Origin of the sequence: Cobetia sp. 1AS1, from assembly GCF_029846435.1 — a bacterium.
In the GTDB taxonomy this organism is placed as follows: Bacteria; Pseudomonadota; Gammaproteobacteria; order Pseudomonadales; family Halomonadaceae; genus Cobetia; species Cobetia amphilecti.
Genome location: NZ_JARWKU010000002.1, coordinates 650,291 through 668,593, shown reverse-complemented (window position 1 = coordinate 668,593; position 18,303 = coordinate 650,291). Strand labels below are relative to the sequence as shown.

At 62.5% G+C, this 18,303-nt stretch carries 15 protein-coding genes; 12 read left to right on the top strand and 3 right to left on the bottom strand.

From position 1 onward, the window contains the following. Window positions 1-33 precede the first annotated feature (33 nt). From QD280_RS06605 to QD280_RS06580, 6 genes are all read left to right on the top strand, one after another. A complete protein-coding gene (locus QD280_RS06605; RefSeq protein WP_279838701.1) occupies window positions 34-1,086 on the top strand; it encodes a D-glycerate dehydrogenase in 1,053 nt (350 codons plus the stop codon). Between the two features lie 145 nt (window positions 1,087-1,231). Next, on the top strand, window positions 1,232-2,374 hold the full coding sequence (locus tag QD280_RS06600) for a LacI family DNA-binding transcriptional regulator (protein WP_192839300.1): 1,143 nt from the start codon (window positions 1,232-1,234) through the stop codon (window positions 2,372-2,374). Between the two features lie 198 nt (window positions 2,375-2,572). Beyond that, window positions 2,573-3,664 (top strand): TRAP transporter substrate-binding protein, encoded by a 1,092-nt coding sequence (locus QD280_RS06595; protein WP_279838700.1) that lies wholly within the window; start codon window positions 2,573-2,575, stop codon window positions 3,662-3,664. A gap of 118 nt (window positions 3,665-3,782) precedes the next feature. Continuing rightward, on the top strand, window positions 3,783-4,400 hold the full coding sequence (locus QD280_RS06590; protein ID WP_192839303.1) for a TRAP transporter small permease: 618 nt from the start codon (window positions 3,783-3,785) through the stop codon (window positions 4,398-4,400). Beyond that, window positions 4,397-5,704, top strand: a complete 1,308-nt coding sequence (locus tag QD280_RS06585) for a TRAP transporter large permease (protein WP_054557135.1) — start codon at window positions 4,397-4,399, stop codon at window positions 5,702-5,704. Before QD280_RS06590 ends, QD280_RS06585 begins: the two co-directional genes overlap by 4 nt. A 415-nt stretch (window positions 5,705-6,119) precedes the next feature. Beyond that, window positions 6,120-6,989, top strand: coding sequence for a DUF4437 domain-containing protein (locus QD280_RS06580; protein ID WP_248377646.1), 870 nt, complete (start codon window positions 6,120-6,122; stop codon window positions 6,987-6,989). A gap of 171 nt (window positions 6,990-7,160) precedes the next feature. Here the strand turns inward: QD280_RS06580 and uxuA are convergent, their stop codons facing one another. Next, the gene (uxuA, locus tag QD280_RS06575) at window positions 7,161-8,351 is read right to left on the bottom strand and encodes a mannonate dehydratase (RefSeq protein WP_279838699.1); all 1,191 of its coding nucleotides are present in this window, start codon (window positions 8,349-8,351) and stop codon (window positions 7,161-7,163) included. Between the two features lie 503 nt (window positions 8,352-8,854). Between uxuA and QD280_RS06570 the strand changes: the two genes are divergently transcribed. From QD280_RS06570 to QD280_RS06550, 5 genes are all read left to right on the top strand, one after another. Next, complete coding sequence (locus tag QD280_RS06570; RefSeq protein WP_052384648.1) at window positions 8,855-9,601, top strand: ribonuclease activity regulator RraA; 747 nt, start codon at window positions 8,855-8,857, stop codon at window positions 9,599-9,601. Between the two features lie 129 nt (window positions 9,602-9,730). Then, complete coding sequence (locus QD280_RS06565; protein WP_279838698.1) at window positions 9,731-10,825, top strand: tripartite tricarboxylate transporter substrate binding protein; 1,095 nt, start codon at window positions 9,731-9,733, stop codon at window positions 10,823-10,825. A 113-nt stretch (window positions 10,826-10,938) separates the two neighbouring features. Further along, window positions 10,939-11,523 (top strand): tripartite tricarboxylate transporter TctB family protein, encoded by a 585-nt coding sequence (locus tag QD280_RS06560; protein ID WP_279838697.1) that lies wholly within the window; start codon window positions 10,939-10,941, stop codon window positions 11,521-11,523. A 3-nt stretch (window positions 11,524-11,526) separates the two neighbouring features. Continuing rightward, entirely contained in the window at window positions 11,527-13,089 is a 1,563-nt protein-coding gene (locus tag QD280_RS06555; protein WP_279838696.1) for a tripartite tricarboxylate transporter permease, read from the top strand. A gap of 336 nt (window positions 13,090-13,425) precedes the next feature. Further along, a complete protein-coding gene (locus QD280_RS06550; protein ID WP_279838695.1) occupies window positions 13,426-14,016 on the top strand; it encodes a hypothetical protein in 591 nt (196 codons plus the stop codon). A gap of 164 nt (window positions 14,017-14,180) precedes the next feature. Here the strand turns inward: QD280_RS06550 and QD280_RS06545 are convergent, their stop codons facing one another. Beyond that, window positions 14,181-15,434, bottom strand: a complete 1,254-nt coding sequence (locus QD280_RS06545; protein WP_279838694.1) for an FAD-dependent oxidoreductase — start codon at window positions 15,432-15,434, stop codon at window positions 14,181-14,183. 81 nt (window positions 15,435-15,515) lie between these two features. Further along, entirely contained in the window at window positions 15,516-15,950 is a 435-nt protein-coding gene (locus QD280_RS06540) for a MarR family transcriptional regulator (RefSeq protein WP_054557127.1), read from the bottom strand. Window positions 15,951-16,286: 336 nt separating this feature from the next. Between QD280_RS06540 and QD280_RS06535 the strand changes: the two genes are divergently transcribed. Further along, window positions 16,287-18,242 carry a TonB-dependent receptor gene (locus QD280_RS06535; RefSeq protein WP_279838693.1) on the top strand — a complete coding sequence of 652 codons (1,956 nt, stop codon included), beginning with the start codon at window positions 16,287-16,289 and terminating at the stop codon, window positions 18,240-18,242. The last annotated feature ends 61 nt before the right edge of the window (window positions 18,243-18,303 follow it).

The following is an 18,303-nucleotide window of genomic DNA, read 5'->3' as shown; positions in this document are numbered from 1 at the left end:
CTGTCGAACGCTCATGTACTCAAGGAGACCTCCATGCACGCACAGCACTACTCGCCCCAGGGTGCCAGCCAGATGGCCAGCGATGCGGCCAACCCCCTGCCCCGCCGCAAGGTCGTGGTGCTCAAGGCACTCGACGATGACCAGATGAGCACCCTGCGCGAGCATCATGATGTCGTGGTGTTGCCGGATGGCCTGTCCGCACAGGCACGGGAAGACGCGCTGCGCGATGCCCTGCATGACGCCCACGGTCTGATCAGCTCAGGCCATGTGATCACGTCAGCGCTGCTGGACGCCGCCCCCAGCCTGCGCGTGATCTGCTCGGTCTCGGTGGGCTATGACAACTACCCGCTGGAGGCGATGAACGCGCGCGGCATCCTGTTGTGCAATACCCCGGATGTGCTGACCGAGTCCACGGCGGACACCGGCTTCCTGTTGATCATGGCCACGGCGCGGCGCGCGGTGGAGCTGGCCTGCAAGGTTCGCGATGGCCAATGGACAGAGAGCCTCACACCGTCCCACTTCGGCACGGATGTGCACGGCAAGACACTGGGCATGATCGGCATGGGACGCATCGGCGCGGCGATCGCGCGGCGCGGCGCGCTCGGCTTCAACATGTGCATCCAGTACTCGAACGCCTCCCCCAAGCCTGAGCTGGAAAGCGAACTCGGCGCGACCCGTGTCGAACTGGACTCACTGCTCAAGACCAGCGACTTCGTGTGCGTCACCGTCCCGCTCAGCGAGCAGACCGAACGCCTGATCGGCAAGCGCGAACTGGAGTTGATGCCCGCCAGCGCCTTTCTGATCAACATCGCCCGCGGGCGCGTCATCGATGAAGGCGCCTTGATCGAGTGTCTCGAGCGCGACGGCATTCGTGGGGCGGGGCTGGATGTCTTCGAGCAGGAACCGCTGCCGGCAAGCTCGCCGCTGACGCGCCTGCCGCAGGTCGTGGCGCTGCCGCATATCGGCTCGGCGACCCATGAGACCCGGCGCGCCATGGCGCAGCGTGCGCTGGACAACCTGCTGCTGGCGCTGGCAGGCGAATCCCCCTTGAGCGCGGTCAATGAAGCCCACTGGACGCGCCGCTAGCACGGGCCCGCCTGCCAGACCAAAGTGCTGAAGGGATAGCCGAGGGATTGCTCTATGCTGACGACAAGGAATTGGAACAATCCAAAACGCCAGCGCCCCAGCCCAGGCTTGGGATGACAACAAGAAAATGCCCAGGAACGACGCCATGAAAGCGCCCATCACGCCACCCCCTGCTCGGGAAGATGCCGACCCGTCATCGCAGGCCTCTTCATCACAGAGCCATTCGACTCAGGGCCATTCAACCCAGGGCGCCTCGAGCAGCATCACGCTCCAGGATATCGCGGCCCACGCCAAGGTCTCGCGCAGCACGGTCTCGCTGGTGCTGCGCGAAAGCCCGCTGGTGGCGAAGCGCACCCGCGAGAAGGTCCAGGCCTCCATCAAGGCGCTGGGCTATGTCTACAACCGTGGCGCCGCCGCCATGCGTGGCAGCCGCACCGCCACCCTGGGCGTGGTGGTCTATGACATCGCCAACCCCTTCTTCGGCTCCATGGTCGCGGGTATCGATGCCGCCCTGCATCAGGAAGGCTATGTGTCATTTCTCGCCAACAGCGAGGATTCCCCCGAGCGTCAGCAGCGCTTCATCGAGCGCATGCGTGAACATCGCGTCGATGGTCTGCTGCTGTGCCCCGCCGAACACACAGACCCCAACCTGATCCATCAACTGGCCGACTGGGGCATGCCCTGCATCCAGGTGATGCGCTATCTGGACGCGCCGCCCTTCGATTACGCCGGCACCGATTTCCGGCGCGTGGCCGAGATGGCCGTCAATCATCTCGTCGGCCTGGGCCATCAGCGCATCGCCTTCATCGGCGGCGCGGATCACTCGGTCAGCCATGACCGCTGGCTGGGCTATCAGGCTGCGCTGGACCGCCACGGCCTGGCCTATCGCCGCCTGGTACGCGGCAATGGCGTGACCCGACGCGTCGGTCATGAACTGATCAAGAGTCTGATGCAGGAAAGCCCGCGCCCGACGGCGGTGGTCTGCCACAACGACCTGGTAGCCTTCGGCGCCATGCTGGGGCTGCGCCAGATGGGGCTCGAGCCCGGCCGCGACTGCGCCGTGATCGGCACCGATGACGTCGAGGAAGCCGAACTGGGCGACCCGCCCCTGACCAGTATCGCCACGCATCCCTACGCCATCGGGGAGCAGGCGGCGCGCCTGGCCTTGCGCCGGATCGCCAATCCCGGCGGCGAGCGAGAGAGCGTCATCATGCCGCCGGAACTCAAGATTCGCCGCTCCTGCGGGAGTCCCGACGACGCCAGCGTCGCGACGCCACCGCAGGACTGACACCAAGCTTCAGCTGAACGGCGAGTCATGCCTGGAGAGCATCGACAAGCCGCACAGCCCCCGAGCATGGACCGGCAGTCTGGAGACTGTCGGTCTGGCAAGCGCAAGACTGCAAGACTGCAAGACTGCAAGACTGCAAGACTGCAAGACCAGAAGATGCAAGGCACAACAACAAACAACGCCAAGGAAAACGCCATCATGCTGAATTGGATCAATCCAACCAATACCTCTCTTTCTACTTCTACCTCTATTCCCACCTCTCCCTCCCAGCGCTCATCACGCCTGGGATCCCGGCTGGGCAAAGGGCTAGGCAAGAGCCTGGCCATTGCGGCCACCACCGGCACCCTGCTGGGTGCCACGCTCGGTGTCTCGGCCAGCGCCCAGGCGATGGAGCTGCGCTTCGGCCACGCCGGCACCGAAGATACCGCCTATCAACTCGGCGCCGAGCGCCTGCGAGACCTGCTCGCCGAGAAGACCGATGGCGACATCACCATGACCATCATGGGCAACTCGGTGCTGGGCCATGAGACCGAGATGTTCGAGCAACAGATGGCCGGCGCGCTGGACATGTCCATTGTCAGCCCCGGGCTGATCACCGACTTCTCGCCCACCGCCAACGTCTTCACGATTCCTTTCCTGTATCGCGATGTCGATCACTGGCAGAAGGTACTGGATGGCGATGTCGGCCAGGAGATTGCCCAGAAGATCAGTGACGAGACCGATGTGAAGGTGCTGGCCTACTTCGGGGGCGGCAAGCGACATATCGTCAGCTCGCGCGAGGTCACCTCACTCGATGACCTCAAGGGCCTCAAGCTGCGTACCAACCCGACCAAGCCGCTGATCGTCGCCTGGCAGGCACTCGGGGTCGAACCGAGCGTGGTGGCCTGGAAGGAGATCTACACCGCCATCCAGCTGGGCGCGATCCACGGCCTGCTCAACGAGCCGGAATGGACCCTGCGCATGCGCTTCCACGAAGTCGCGCCCAACATCGCGCTGTCCGAGCACGACATCACCGTGCGCCTGCTGACCATGTCCAAGATGTCCTGGGACAACCTGGATGAGCAGCAGCAGAAGACTCTGATGGAGTCGGCCCATGACGCGGCGGCCTATGCCCGCAAGGTGCAGCTGGAACAGGACGCGGACGCCCTCGCCGAGCTCGAGAAGCAGGGCGCCAAGCTGCATGAGATCGACCGTGAGCGCATGCAGGACATCGTGGCCGAGCCGCTCAAGGAAGTGATCGCCGAGATGGGCCTCAAGGAAATCTACGACAAGGTGCGTGCGGTCAAGTAAGCCACGCCTGGGGGGCAGCCCTGCAGCGTCTGGCTGCCCCGCCTTCAGGTTGGCTTGAATGATCTCGCCGCCTTGCGTCGAGCTCCTCCCCCCTCGCACTCTTCTTGAGGACAGTGCCATGCATCCTGTGCTCTCAGGGCTTTCGCGCCTGAACCGGACGCTCGAACGTCTGCTCTATCTCGTCTTGCTGGCGCTGCTGGCAAGCTTCATCGTCTTCATCATCTATCAGATCGCCAGTCGCAATCTGGCCTTCCTGCCGCGCCTGTTCTGGACCGAGGAATTCAGTCGCTTCGCCTTCCAGTGGATGGTGATGCTGGGCACCGCGGTCGGGGTACTGCACGCCGATCACTTCGTGCTGGAAGCCTTTGCGCGTGGCAGCCGTGCCGATCTCGTCACGCGCTGGATCCGTGATCTCGCCTGCCTGTTGCTGGGGGTGCTGTTCATCGTGCACGGCAAGGACTTCGCCCTTTCCGGTCTGCGCCGCAGTGCCATGGCCTCGGGACTGTCGATGATCTACGTCTACTCGGTATTCACCGTCAGCGGCATCTTCATCGTGCTGTTCAGCCTGCAACGGCTGCTGCATGCCTGGCTGCACGGCATGCAGGCCATGGAGAAGGCGCTCAATACGCCCAATGAGGCGGAAGAACTGGCAATACCCGAGGAGACGGCAGCGGTTCTGTCTCCCGCCATCGCCAGCCATGCGCATGGCGCGACTGATCGGAGGCCCCTGTCATGATGCCAATGGACTGGCTGTACCTGATGCCCTGGCTGCTGTTCGGCGTGCTGGGCGTGTTGATCGTGATCGGCATCCCCATCGCCATGGCGCTGGTGCTGACGGCGACGACGCTGATTCTGCTCGACCCGCGCCTGACCTACTGGATCATGTTCCAGCGCATGTACAACGGCATGGATTCCTTCGTGCTGCTGGCCGTGCCGCTGTTCCTGCTGGCCGGCAACCTGATGAATGCCGCCAGGATCACCGACCGGCTGATCACGCTATGCATGCGTCTGGTCGGCCACTTCCGTGGCGCGCTGGCCCACGTCAATGTGCTGGTCAGCATGCTGTTTGCCGGGGTGTCCGGCTCCTCCACCGCCGACAGTGCCGGCGTGGGCACGGTGCTGATTCCGGCCATGAAACGCGAAGGCTATCCGGTCAGCTTCGCCGTCGCGGTCACCGCGGCCTCCTCCGTGATGGGCACCATCATCCCGCCGTCGATCAACATGATCGTATGGGGCGCGCTGACCAATACCTCGATCGCCGGCCTGTTTCTGGGCGGTATCCTGCCCGGCGTGATGATCGGCGTGGCCCAGCTGCTGCTCAATACCCGCTATGTCCGCCGCTATGATGTGCCGGTGCGCAAGCGCGCCACCCTCAAGGAGCTGGCCAGCTCCGGCAAGGATGGCCTGCTGGCCGCCGGAATTCCGATCGTCATCATCGGTGGGATCACCCTGGGCATCGTGACGCCCACCGAAGCCGCGGTGATCGCGGTGGTCTATGCGCTGGCGCTGGGCTTCGTGGTCTATCGCGAGCTGGATCTCACCAAGTTGCTCAATGCTTCCACCGACACCGTCAGGCTGTGCTCGCTGTCGCTGTTCAGCCTGGTGGGCGCGGCCATCTTCGGCTATCTGATCAGCTTCTATCAGATTCCACCCAAGCTGATGGCGGGCGTCAGCATCACCGACCCGACGGTGCTGTTGATCGTGATGACCATCGTGCTGCTGGTGATCGGCACCTTCATGGATGCCCTGCCCGCGATGGCGATCATGGCGCCCATCTTCTATCCGTTGGCGATGTCGGCAGGCGTGCACCCCGTGCAGTTCGGTGTCATTGGCGTGATGGCGCTGGGGCTGGGCCTGATCACGCCGCCCTACGGCCTGTGCCTGATGATATCCGCCAAGATAGGCGGCATTCCTCTGCTCAAGGCCATGGCGACCACCATGCTGTATCTGGGCGTGATGCTGGCCGTGATCCTGCTGATGATCCTGTTCCCGGAATTCGTGCTGACCATTCCGCGCCTGATCGCCCCTGACTTCGTCTGAACCGGCGCATTATCCGGACATTCCGAAAACTGTTTTAGGGATGTCCGGAGCTGCCAATTTCTCGTCCTCGCACACCTCCCTGCCTCCCTCTTGCGGCCTATTTATGCCCGCCTCACCCCAGCGGGCCGGGCCGCACAAGCGGCACTAACCCGCGCCAAAAGCGCGCCAACGTCGTGATCTGTCGAGAAATCCTCCTCACCTCAAGGTGAGCGCCACGCCACAGGTCATGGTATCGCCTTGAGGCCTGTCGCCGATAACACGCCCAAGATGAACGGCCGATTATCATGTTTTGATTGAAAGTCTTTACGCCATCTGCCGCTATATCCCGCCGCCTGCCCGTTCCAAGATTCACTGCGTCGATTGCCAGCGCATCGGCATTGTCCCCCTTCTTCCCATGACCAGACAGGCAGCCACCATGAAACGTCCCTTCTCCCTTGCTCTTCTCGGCCTCTCGGTCGCCTTCGCCAGCATGACCGCCCACGCCGATGACCACTCCACGCTCACGCCGTCCAGTGAAGTCGTCCAGCAGTCCGACATCGACTGGGGCTACCTGAACCCGCTGCGCGGTGACCAGAGCCCGGCGGCCGGCGACCTGTGGGGCGACCGCACCAAGGATGGCGCTTCGGGCTTCCTGGTGAAGTTCAACGAAGGCTTCTCCTCACCGCCCCACATCCACAACATCACCTACCGTGGCGTGGTCATCCAGGGCGAGGTCCACAACGATGACAAGAACGCCGATGAGCAGTGGCTGCCCGCAGGCTCGTTCTGGATCCAGCCGGCAGGGGAATCGCACATCACCGCGGCCAGAGACAAGGTCAACATGGCCTACATCGAGATCAATGAAGGGCCCTACCTGGTACAGCCGGAATCCGAGGCCTTCCACAACGATGAAGAGCCGCTGAATGTCGCAGAGAACAACATGGTGTGGCTGGATGCCAATGACATCCGCTGGATCAACCTGCCGGGCAGCGACGACGCCGAGCAAGGCCCGAAGACCGCCTTCCTGTGGGGCAACCCGGACGTCGGCCAGCTGAGCGGCCGCCTGGTGAAACTGCCGGCCGACTTCTCCGGCGAGATCAAAAGCCACGCCGACGAATTCCGCGCCGTGGTCATCAAGGGCGACCTGACCCACGAGACCGAAGGCAAGGACGACAGCCAGAGCCTGGCGACCGGCAGCTACTTCGGCTCTCAGGGCGAGATCACCCATGACATCACCACCGGCGCTGACGGCGAGACCCTGCTCTACGTGCGCACCAATGGTGATTTCGACATCGTCGAAGACTGAAACCTGCGGTCGTCTGAACTCTTGGCTCTGAGCTCTGAGTTCTGAACTCTTGGCTCTTAGCCCTGAATCAGCAGACATCGCGACCTGCAGCAAACACGAACGGCCACCCCGGTCTCAAGACCGCGGGTGGCCGCTCGTGTTTGCGTTTGTGGCTGGGTTGCGTACTCGCCGTCAGGCCAGTCTCTGGGGCGCCAGCCGTGTGATCGCCATCTCCAATCCCCGGATTTCCGCCAGCCCCTTCATGCGCCCATACAGTGGATACCCCGGGCGGGTCTCGCGCCTGGCATCATCCAGAATGTGGTGGCCGTGATCCGGGCGCATCGGCAAGGGCGCGCCGCCCGATACCAGGCGGCGACGCTCCTCCGCGACCAGCACGCTGATGATGTCCACCATGTCCAGGTCGCCCTCGAGATGTTCAGCCTCATGGAAGGAGCGCTTGTCCTCGCTGTCACGACCGGTGGCCCGCAGATGGGCAAAGTGGATATGAGGAGCGAAGCGCCGCGCCATGATGCTCAGGTCGATCTCCGGATTGGCCCCGTAGGAGCCAGTGCAGAACGTCAGGCCATTGGCGGGACTGGGCACGACGCCCAGCAGCCAATCGGCATCCACCATGCTCGAGACCACGCGCGGCAACCCGAACATCGGCCGCGGCGGATCATCAGGGTGAATGGCCAGTCGAATGCCGACCTCTTCCGCCACCGGCACGATGGCCTTGAGAAAGGTAGCCAGATGCTGGCGCAGTCGCGCGGCATCGATACCGTCATAGGCCGCAAGCGCCGCTCGGAACTGGGCCAGCGTGTAGCCTTCTTCCGCCCCCGGCAGGCCCGCGATGATGGTGCGGATCAACTTCTCGCGCCCGGCATCATCGAGCGACGCCAGATGCCTGCGCGCGGCCTGCTGCTCTGCGCTGCTGTATTCGTGCTCGGCGCCGGGGCGCTCCAGCAGATAGAGATCAAAGGCCGCGAAGGCATCCTGATCAAAACGCAACGCCGTGCCGCCCTCCGGAAGCTGCCAGGCGAGGTCGGTGCGCGTCCAGTCCAGCACCGGCATGAAGTTGTAGCACACGGTGCCGATCCCGCATTCCGCCAGGTGGCGCAGCGACTGCTGATAGTTGGCGATATGGCGATCACTGCCGGGCGCGGCCTGCTTGATGCTCTCATGCACCGGAATGCTCTCGACCACTGACCACCTGAGCCCGGCCGCCTCGATCTGCGCCTTGCGCTCACGAATGGCTTCCAGCGGCCAGACCTCGCCGTTGGGAATCTCATGCAGCGCCGTCACGATACCTGTCGCGCCGGTCTGGCGAATTTCCTCGAGCGTGATGGGGTCCGCGGGACCGAACCAGCGCCATGTCGCTTCCATGTCATCTCCTTGACGGTCAAAGGGGGGCAAATGCCACCTGCCGACAAAATATGACAACTTGTGTCAGGTGCTGCCATGCGACCTATGTCGCTGCCGGCGAGCGGCTCTCCCGGTGCATTTCCCTCTGAAGATGGACTCAACGCTAGATCGCGTCTCGAGATGCCAAGCCAACCAGATACCCATCACGCTCACGACTCACTAAAAATCTTTTTAAATCAGAATATTGAAGAAAAAACCCAATAGTTCTCCATAAACCCTTTTTGCGTAATAACTGTCACTGCTCTGTGGTGACATGCCTGTTGGCGGCCACCAAGACGCGCTTTTCGGGTCACGACACTAGACTTATTGCTCATCAAAAGTTGTCAATATTTGTTTGATCAGTCATCTCTTCCCCCCTATAGTGAGTCTCGAAAGCACATCAGACGCACGTGTCGACTTATCACTTGGGCCAGGCACGTTGCCGAGAGCCGAGACTCCTTACCTATACTGACGACGGACGCCATATGACTGCCATTACCTCCACAGAGCATCCCAGCTACGCCGAGCTCTCCTCCGTGACCCGCGAGCGCTTGATGCGCGCCTCCACCGCCTCCCTGCACACCCTGCTGTTCAAGCGCGGCCTGCGGAACACCTTCATCCAGAACGTGGTGCAGATGAACAACAGGACCACCCAGATGGTGGGCCAGGCCTTCACGCTGCGTTACATTCCGGCGCGGGAAGACATCGATACCGTCGCCGCTTTCCGCGACCCCAAGCACCCGCAGCGCCTGGCGGTGGAAACCGTGCCGGCCGGTCACGTGATGGTCTCTGACTGCCGCCAGGACGCCTCGGCCGCCAGCGCCGGCAGCATTCTGCTGACGCGTCTGGAGTATCGTCAGTGCGCGGGCTTCGTCTCCGATGCCGGCATTCGTGATTCAGGTGCGGCCGCCGAGATGAACCTGCCGATCTTCTGCGCCAAGCCGAGCGCGCCGACCAACCTGACCAAGCATCACGCAGTGGAACTACAGGTGCCGATCGGTTGCGGTGGCGTGCCGGTCTTCCCGGGCGATGTGCTGGTCGGCGATGCCGATGGTGTCATGGTCGTGCCGCTGGAACTGGCCGACGAGATCGCCGAGGAAGCCAGCCAGATGGAAGATTTCGAGGATTACGTGCTGGAAAAGGTTCGCAACGGCACGCCGGTGATCGGCCTGTATCCGCCGACCGACGAAGCGCGTGCAGAATTCGAACGCTACATGGCCGCCAAGCAGTAATCGGCTCGCCAGCCGCTGTCTTGTCCACGGCGGCCACGGACGACAGGCCACGCCGACCTGCCGTCCGCCATCCCTCCTGTCTCAATGCGCCTCGAGTGACCACAACCATAACAACACTGGAGTCATGCCATGACCCGTCTGAACAGCCGTCTCAATAGCCATCTGAATAGCCTTCTCAACAGCCGTCAGGCCATCCCTCACGCCAGCTCTGATGCCAGTCAGCAATCCCGCGCAGACCGCAAGCGCCGCAGTCGTCCGCTGCTGGCCTTGCTCGCGCCGCTGGCCCTGTCCGGCATGGTGGCGGCCTCGCCCTTCGTCAGCAGCGGTGTGCAGGCCGACTACCCCGTGCGTGACATCCGCCTGATCGTGCCATGGCCGGCCGGCGGTGGTGCCGACGCCATCAGTCGCAAGATCAGCAACCTCGCCGAGCAGGACCTGCCGAAATCGATCTACGTCGAGAACATCGGCGGCGCCATCACCGCCACCGGCCTGATGCAGCTCAGCAAGGCGCGTCCCGATGGCCATACCGTCGGCGTACTGACCTACGACAGCATCATCACCCTGCCCCGCGGCAACCTGGTGCCCGGCTATTCGCTGGACCGGATGATCCCCTTCGCCCGCATCACCAAGGAAGCGGATGCCATCGTGGTCTCCAGGCAGTCCGGTTACGAGAATTATGAGCAACTGATCGAGGCCGCACGCGCAAACCCCGGCACCGTGAGGATCGGCGTCGCGCCGCAGGGCTCTGGCCCTTATCTGGCGGTACGCCGCCTGGAAGCGGCAGCGGGCGTCGAATTCAATGTCATCACCTACCCGGGCTCTTCCACCGCCGAGGCCGAGGCCCTGCTCTCCGGTGAGATCGACGGCGCCATCTCGAGCCTGGGAGACTTCTCCGGCATTCTGGATTCCGGCGATGCCCACGGCCTCGTCGAGTTCTCCTCCGAGCAGAACCCGGCCTACCCTGAAGTGCCGCCGATGAGCGAGCTGGGCGGTAATCTCGAGACCGGCAGCTTCATCGTGCTGGCCGTGCCCAAGGGCACCCCGGAGGATGTGGTCAGCACCCTGGAAAGCGCCTACCACAGCGCCTACGAGACACCAGAATTCCAGAAGTGGATCACGGGGGTGGGCGTCACGCCCAGCTGGCTGGGGGCCGATGAGGTCAACGCCTGGATCGAGGACTACCAACAGAAGACCTTCACTGCCATGGATGAACTCGGCCTGTAGACGCGCTGGCAGGCGGCACCTCTGAGTGCCGCTGCAATCCCACGTCTACCCGTCCTCCTTCACTTCCATCGTCAAGCGGCGCCCGGCCACGGGCGCCGCCAGGGAATTCTGTCATGTCTCCTTCCGCCTCTCCTCCCGTCCGGCGTCACTGGCTGCTCAGCGGGGCGACACCGCTGACGCTGGCCATGACCGCCATCAGCGCCCTCTATCTGATCAGTGCCTTCCAGATGGCGCCGCCATTGGACAATGGCCGCCTGACGGCCTCCTTCTTCCCCGTTTTGATCGGCAGCATCGCGCTCGTGCTCTGCGTGGCGCAGCTGGTGAGCCAACAACGGGCGAGCCGCGACTCCCGCAGTAGCAAGTCCGACAGCGCTGAGTCCACCAGCACCGAGACCGCCAACGATGACGCCTCCAGCGTGGACAGCGACGCAAGCTCGCCTCTCTTCTCGCCGGCGCTGCGCCTGATGCTGGTGACCGCGCTCTATATCCTGGCGTTCTCGCACCTGGGTTACCTGCTGTCGTCAGCGCTGTATGTCTTCGCCGTGATGCTGCTGTTCGCGGGGCGTGACAAGTGGGTCAGCAAGGCAGTGATCGCCTGCGCCATTTCCGCGCTGGGCTATGGGCTCTTCGAGCAACTGTTCAACGTCCATCTCCCTGCGCTGGATCTGTCTGCGCTCGGCCTGGGCAACGGGAGCTGACCCATGGAATTCATTGCCCAGGTATTCTCGAGCTTCGCCCTGCTGCTAGACCCCGTCATCCTGTTCTACGTGGTCGCCGGCTTCGTGATCGGCACCATCTTCTCGGCCATCCCGGGTCTGACCGCGACGCTGGCACTCGCCCTGCTGCTGCCGCTGACCTATAGCCTCGATGTCACCACCGCCCTGATGGCATGTGCCAGCATCTACATGGCCGGCATGTGTGGCGGCAGCATCACGGCCACCACCATCAATATTCCCGGCGCGCCGTCCTCGATGATGACAGCGCTGGAAGGCTATCCCATGCAGCAGCGTGGTGAAGGCGCGCTGGCGCTGGGCCATGCCTCCTTCGGCTCGATGATCGGCGGCAGCCTCGGCGCGCTGCTGTTGATCGTGCTGGCCCCCTTCATCGCCGAAGCCTCACTGCTGGTCAAGACGACGGGCAAGTGCGCGCTGATCGCCTTCGCGCTGATCGTGATCGTGGTCGCCCAACGCGGTAACATCCGCAAGGCCGGCATCACCGCCTGCCTGGGCCTGATGCTCGCGACCGTCGGGCTGGACGCCATGCAACCGCTGGCCCGCTTCACCTTCGGTATCAGTGAGCTGACCGCCGGGATCGATCTGATGCCGGTCATCATCGGCACCTTCGCCATCAGCGAGCTGTTGATCCAGGTCGGCAACCGCAAGAAGGACGCCGCCATCCGCCAGCAGCTCAAGGCCAGCCAACAGCTCAAGCGGCGTGATTTCATTCCACCGCTGAGCGCCATTCGCGAGATCGGCATCGGCTGCTATCTGAAATCAACCTTGATCGGCTACATGGTCGGCACCCTGCCCGGCGCAGGCGGATCGATGGGCGGCTTTCTCGCCTACGTGGAAACCGTGCGCACCTCGAAGAAGCCGGAGAGCTTCGGCAAGGGCAACCCTCAAGGCATCGCCGCCGCCGAAAGCGCCAACAATGCCGTGTGCGGCGGTGCCCTGGTGCCGATGCTGACCTTCGGGATTCCGGGCGACCCGGTAACGGCCATCGTGCTGGGGGTGCTGGTGATCAACGGCATCCAGCCGGGGCCGCAGCTGATGGCCTCGCAATCCGGGCTGATCGCGCCGATGCTGGCCTCGCTGCTGTTTAGCGCGCTGATCCTGATTCCTCTCACGCTCTACCTGATGGGCCCCTACTTCCTGCGCATCGTCACCATCCGCAAGGACGTGCTCTATGGCGCCATCGCATTGCTGGCCGTGGTCGGCAGCTTCGTGGCCACCTACTCCGTGTTCCAGATGATGATGACGCTGGTGCTGGGTATCGTCGCCTACCTGATGCGCAAACATGATTATCCGGTGATCACGCTGCTGCTCGGCTTCATTCTCGGCCCGAACCTGGAAGAATTCCTGCGTCGCGCACTGACGCTCTCCAACGGCAACCCGATGACCTTCATCACCACGCCGGACAGCCTGTTCTTCGTCGTACTGACGGTGGTCTTCGTCTACTTCCTCGGCATTCGCAAACCGGTGCAGTTGAAGCAGGCGGACCCGAAAACGCAGAGCCAGCCCTTGAAGGGACAGGTTGGAAAGTGACAACGTCATAGATTGCAATCACCGCTCGAGTCCTGAGCAGACCCTATCTCGATGATTAGTTGGCCCGACACCGAAAGGTATCGGGCTTTTTCGTATTCATTAGCCGCACCCAGATGTGCCAAAAGTGTTACTTGCCAATACCTCACAATGTTGGCACTTTATATTCGCAATCAAAAATCTAATACTCGCAGTTGATATATATCAATAATGCGAGAATCCACTTCCGTTAGGCTTCGCAACGCTGGCCATCATGCCTCTGACAGGCTCTGATAGCAGCATTCAAGAGCCAGCAGTGCTGAGCTGATCGGAGCCAATGGAAACGACAGGGAATGTCACATGAAGTCCTTTGCCAGCCTCGCCGCCCTCTTCCTGCTCTCTGGTTGTGCAGCCTTGCAGTCCACACCTCCCAGTTATGACAAGACGCAGCACGCTTTTCTTTCACCGGGTTACCCCATCGAGCGGGTCAATCAACCCGAGGGCTTCAAGCTGGTAGGACAGGACAGTTCTGATTCTCGTGAAGGGTTCGCCAGTGCATCAACGGAGGGCAATGCACATGTCAGAAGAGAAGCTGTCGCCTGGAATACCGATGATGACAATACTGCTCTGATGATGGTGATTGCAGGGTCACTCGGGCACTCAGCACGTTATCTCGAATGGACAGACACGGATGGCTACCAGTTCGTGGGTAATCAGAGAGTGCAATACAAGTTTGCTCAGGGGCGATTCGAAGACATGGTGAGTGAGTCCAGTCTTATCCCACGACTGGCGCCAGATTGCGCACAACGCATTACGCTTTCTGCGCACAACCATAACAAGAAGGTGACGGGCATCTATATTGAAGGCGTGACCTGCTACGACCTTCCATTGATCAACGATTATCACCGCGAACAACTTCGCCAGAAAACTTTCCGCCTATTTGGGCTGTAACGAACCCCACGATGATCGCTTATAAGCCTTGAAATACGAAACGCCCCACCCACTACCGCATTTAGTGGGTGGGGCGTTTCAGGTATCGCGGTATCAGCCGCCGATCACCACTACTGCCAACACATCACGCCCATACATCACACTTCCAAACCGGCGTGCGACGATCAGGCAGGGGCAGAGCAGGCGTTGCGGGTAGCTGGGGCATTGCATGTAGGCGCCGGGCGAATGGAGGCGGGATCTGCCAGCGCGGCCACCACGGATCTGACCTGCTGATAGCCGGTGCGCATCAGGAAGGTCGGCGCTCTGCCGTAACTCTTGATGCCGAGGATGAACAAGCCTGGCTCGGCATGCAGCAGTTCGGCCGCGCCGTGTTCCGGCACCGACCCACAGCTGTGCTGGTTGGGGTCGATCAGCGGCGCAAGCTTGATAGGGCTCTGCGTCGCGGGGTCCAGCGAGACACGCAATTCAGACAGCAGCCCCAGAGAGGGACGGAAGCCGGTGGCCGCGATGATGCGATCCACCGCTGGCAGCCGGTGTCCGCCACTCTGTACGACCCAGCGCCCCGCTTGATGATCGATCGCCTCGACGGCCAGCCCGGTCACTACCTCGATCCGCCCTTCCTCGAGCAGCGCCTTGATACGCAGTTCGAGCGCCTTGCGCTCCTCCAGCTCATCATTGGGCGCCGGGCGGATGACCTCCTCGATATTGGCGCAGCGCACACCCCAGACGATTCGCATCCCCGCTTCGTGGTCTGCCAGCGCGATCAGGTCCTGCAGCGCATTCAGCGCCGAGTGGCCGCTGCCGATCACGAGTACCGACTTGCCGGCATACTCAGCCGCTTGTGTGCCGCGAATGTCCGGCACGCCATAGGCGATGACTTCGGCCGCCGCTTGCTCACCAATGGCGGGAATGCCGTGCGCCCCGATCCAGTTGGGGGTCTGGTAGGTGCCGGAGGCATCGATCACCGCGCGGGCCAGCACATCGCGCGGGCCGTCAGGCCCCTCGACGCGCAGCACGAAGGGCGCCTCATCGCGTCCGCCACTGCGCAGCACATCATGCTGTTGTCGACTGACATGGGTGATGCGGCTATCGACATGCAGGCGCGAGCTGATCGACGGGTGCGCGGCGAGCGGTGCGACATAGCGGTCGAGAAACTCGGCCCCGGTGGGATAGGCAGCAGCGTCCGGGGCCTGCCAACCCTGTTCCTGCAGCAACTCGGCCGCTAAAGCGTCGATATTCCATGACCAGGGCGAGAACATGCGCACATGTCCCCAGCTGGCCAGGTTGGCGCCTGCGTGCGCGCCCGACTCGAAGAGAATCGGCTCCAACCCTGCCTCCAGCAGATGGACGGCGGCGCTCAGCCCTATCGGCCCGGCGCCGATGATGGCCACCGGCAGGCTTGTGATATCACGACTCATGGCAGTCTCTCGCAGCAATATGTTGTCAGTGACAACAAACCTAGTATCCCTCCACGCTAATGTCTACTCCCAGGCGCTCAATCAGTCACCCAGGCGCTGCCGCGCGGCAAGGGTCAGCTTGTTGAGCAGCGCCACTGCGCCCTCCACGACCTCCGGCGACAGGCCCTCGATCATTGAGGCCTCTTCCGCGACCAGCTCGGCGTGTATCTGCTGGTACAGCGCCCTGCCCTCCGGGGTCAGCGAGAGCTCAACGGCACGCCGGTCGTTGGGGTCCTCGATCTTGCGCACGTAATGCTTGCGGATCAGCGAGTCGGCGACCCGGCTTGTCGTGCTCTTGTCGAGGTACATCTCGTCCGCCAGCGCCTGCAGTCTCAGCGGTCCGCGCTTGACCAGCGTCTCCAGCGCATAGCATTGAGCGACGGAGACGTTGTGGTGGCAGATGCTTTCCCTGTCGCGAAACTGATGGACACGAATGAGCTGATTGACGGCTTCGTACAGTGCTTCTGCTTGATCCACTCTGGTGCCTCACGTGACGGGGGTCAAAAAAGGGGGCGTGGCTTGCCACGATAACCGAGCACGATACAGAGCGCACCGATATCCGGCAGCCCTTATCCAGCAACCCTTATCTAGCAGCCCTTATCCAGCACCCCTTCTTTAGCACCCCTTATCCAGCAACCCTATCGGCTTGCACGTGGCATGCCTTGCGCGAGCAACTCGATCGCGACCTGTCTCCCCGATACGACGCCAGCAGACCTTGCAGGCAAGAATTGTGCAAGAATCTTGCAATTCATTATTGAGAACGATTAGCATTGACATCCGCAACATATAACTATTCAAAGCAAGGGATCTCACGTGCACCTCCGCCTCCATCCGCTTACCGCAGCCGTCCTCTCCGCCAGTGCGTTGACCCTGAGCCTCTCGGGCCACGCCTCGGCTGACGACATGTCCACCCTCGTCATCAGCGAAGACCGTCTCGAACAGAATGTCGTGATCAGCGCTGATGAGATCGATCAGCGTCAGGCACGCGACCTGGAAGACCTGTTCCGCGCCGAACCGGGCGTCAGTGTCGGCGGTGGCATCGCCATCGGCCAGAAGGTCTATGTACGCGGCCTGGAAGACACCAACCTGAACGTCACCATCGATGGCGCGCGTCAGGGCGGCTACCTCTTCCACCATACCGGTCGATTGACCATTGACCCGGCACTGCTCAAGCAGGCGGAAGTCGATAAAGGCCCCGCGACCGCCGATGATGGCCCGGGCGCACTTGGCGGCAGTCTCCGCTTCGAGACCAAGGATGCGCAGGACCTGCTCAAGCCCGGTCAGGACCTGGGCGCACGCGTCTCCGTCGGCACCGAAAGTGCGGCGGACGCCACCTCCGGCACCACGGCGTTCTATGGTCGTCTGGGGGAGAATCTTGGTCTGATGGGATATGTCAGCGGCCGCAACAGCGATGACTATGAAGTTGGCGGTGGCGGTGAGCAGGAACAGACCGCAGGCCAGCAGCGCGGCTACCTGCTCAAGATGTCACTGCTGGACGTCAATGATCAGGACCTGCGCATCAGCGCCGAGCGCACCACCGATCACGGCACCTATTTCACGCGTCCGCACATGCCGAGCTTCAGCAGTCAGCAGCCGACCTATCAGGAAATGGAGCGCGAGACCTTCACCGTCAATCATGCCTGGCACCCGGGCAATGACCTGATCGACACCAGAACCACCCTCTATCACACCACCCAGGAACTGGATCGTGTCGAGGCCGGCAGCACCAGCCGTTCCCGCGAATTCGGCGCGGATGTTCGCAACACCTTGCGCCTCAAGACAGGTGACGTGGCACATGCGCTAACCACTGGCGTGGACTTCTATGATCAGGACACTCGTCGCTCCGATGACGCAGGCAGCGCCGGCCCCAACAACGAAGACACCTCACGCAACCTGGGAGTCTACGCCCAGAACCGCATGACGCTGGGCCCGTGGGCCCTGTCCGTTGGTGCGCGGCTGGATGATTACGACAGTGATTACGGCGAGGCGGGCAGCGTCAGTGGCAGCGAGGTCTCCCCCAACGCGATTCTGAGTGTCGATGCCACTGACAATCTCACCCTGCATGCCGGCTACGGCGAGGCCATTCGCGGTGCCAAGGCACGTGAAGTGATCCTGATCGGCGATGATGTCACCATCGCGGAGGGGCTTGAGCCGGAACGCGCTCGCCAGCGCGAGATCGGTCTGGATTGGCATCAGCGCGATGCCCTGATGGCGGGAGATCGCCTCGGCTTCGCGCTGACCGGCTTCCATACCGATATCGAGAACTATCAGGCCTATGATCGCGGCAGTGATCCGGCGGTGCTCTACAACCTGGAGGGCGAAGTCGAGAGCCGTGGCTATGAAGCCAGCCTGAACTGGGGCGTGGGCGGCTACGACACGCGTCTGGGCTATGCCAAGGTGGTGATGAAGAACAACGACGGCGACCCGCTGGGTGACGAGATGAACATCGGCGCCTCCACCGGCGACAAGTGGACCTGGGATCACCAGTACCGCTTGCCAAACCACAACGTCACCCTGGGCTACACCCTGAACGCGGTGGAACGTCTGGAACGTGTGGCAGAAGGCGACGAGGAGAAGCCGGGCTACGTGACGCACGATATCCGCGCCCAATGGACACCCACCTCATATCAGGATCTGACCCTGACACTGGCGGTCAACAACGTGTTCGACAAACGCTACAGCGACCACAGCAGCTACCTGCTCAGCAGCGGTGACAGCATGCTGGAGCCGGGCCGTGACGTCCGCCTGGGTGCCAGCTACCGCTTCTGACCCAGCCCCTGACTTCACGAAGAGCTCGCGATCAGCTCACGATCAGCTGACGAAAAAATGC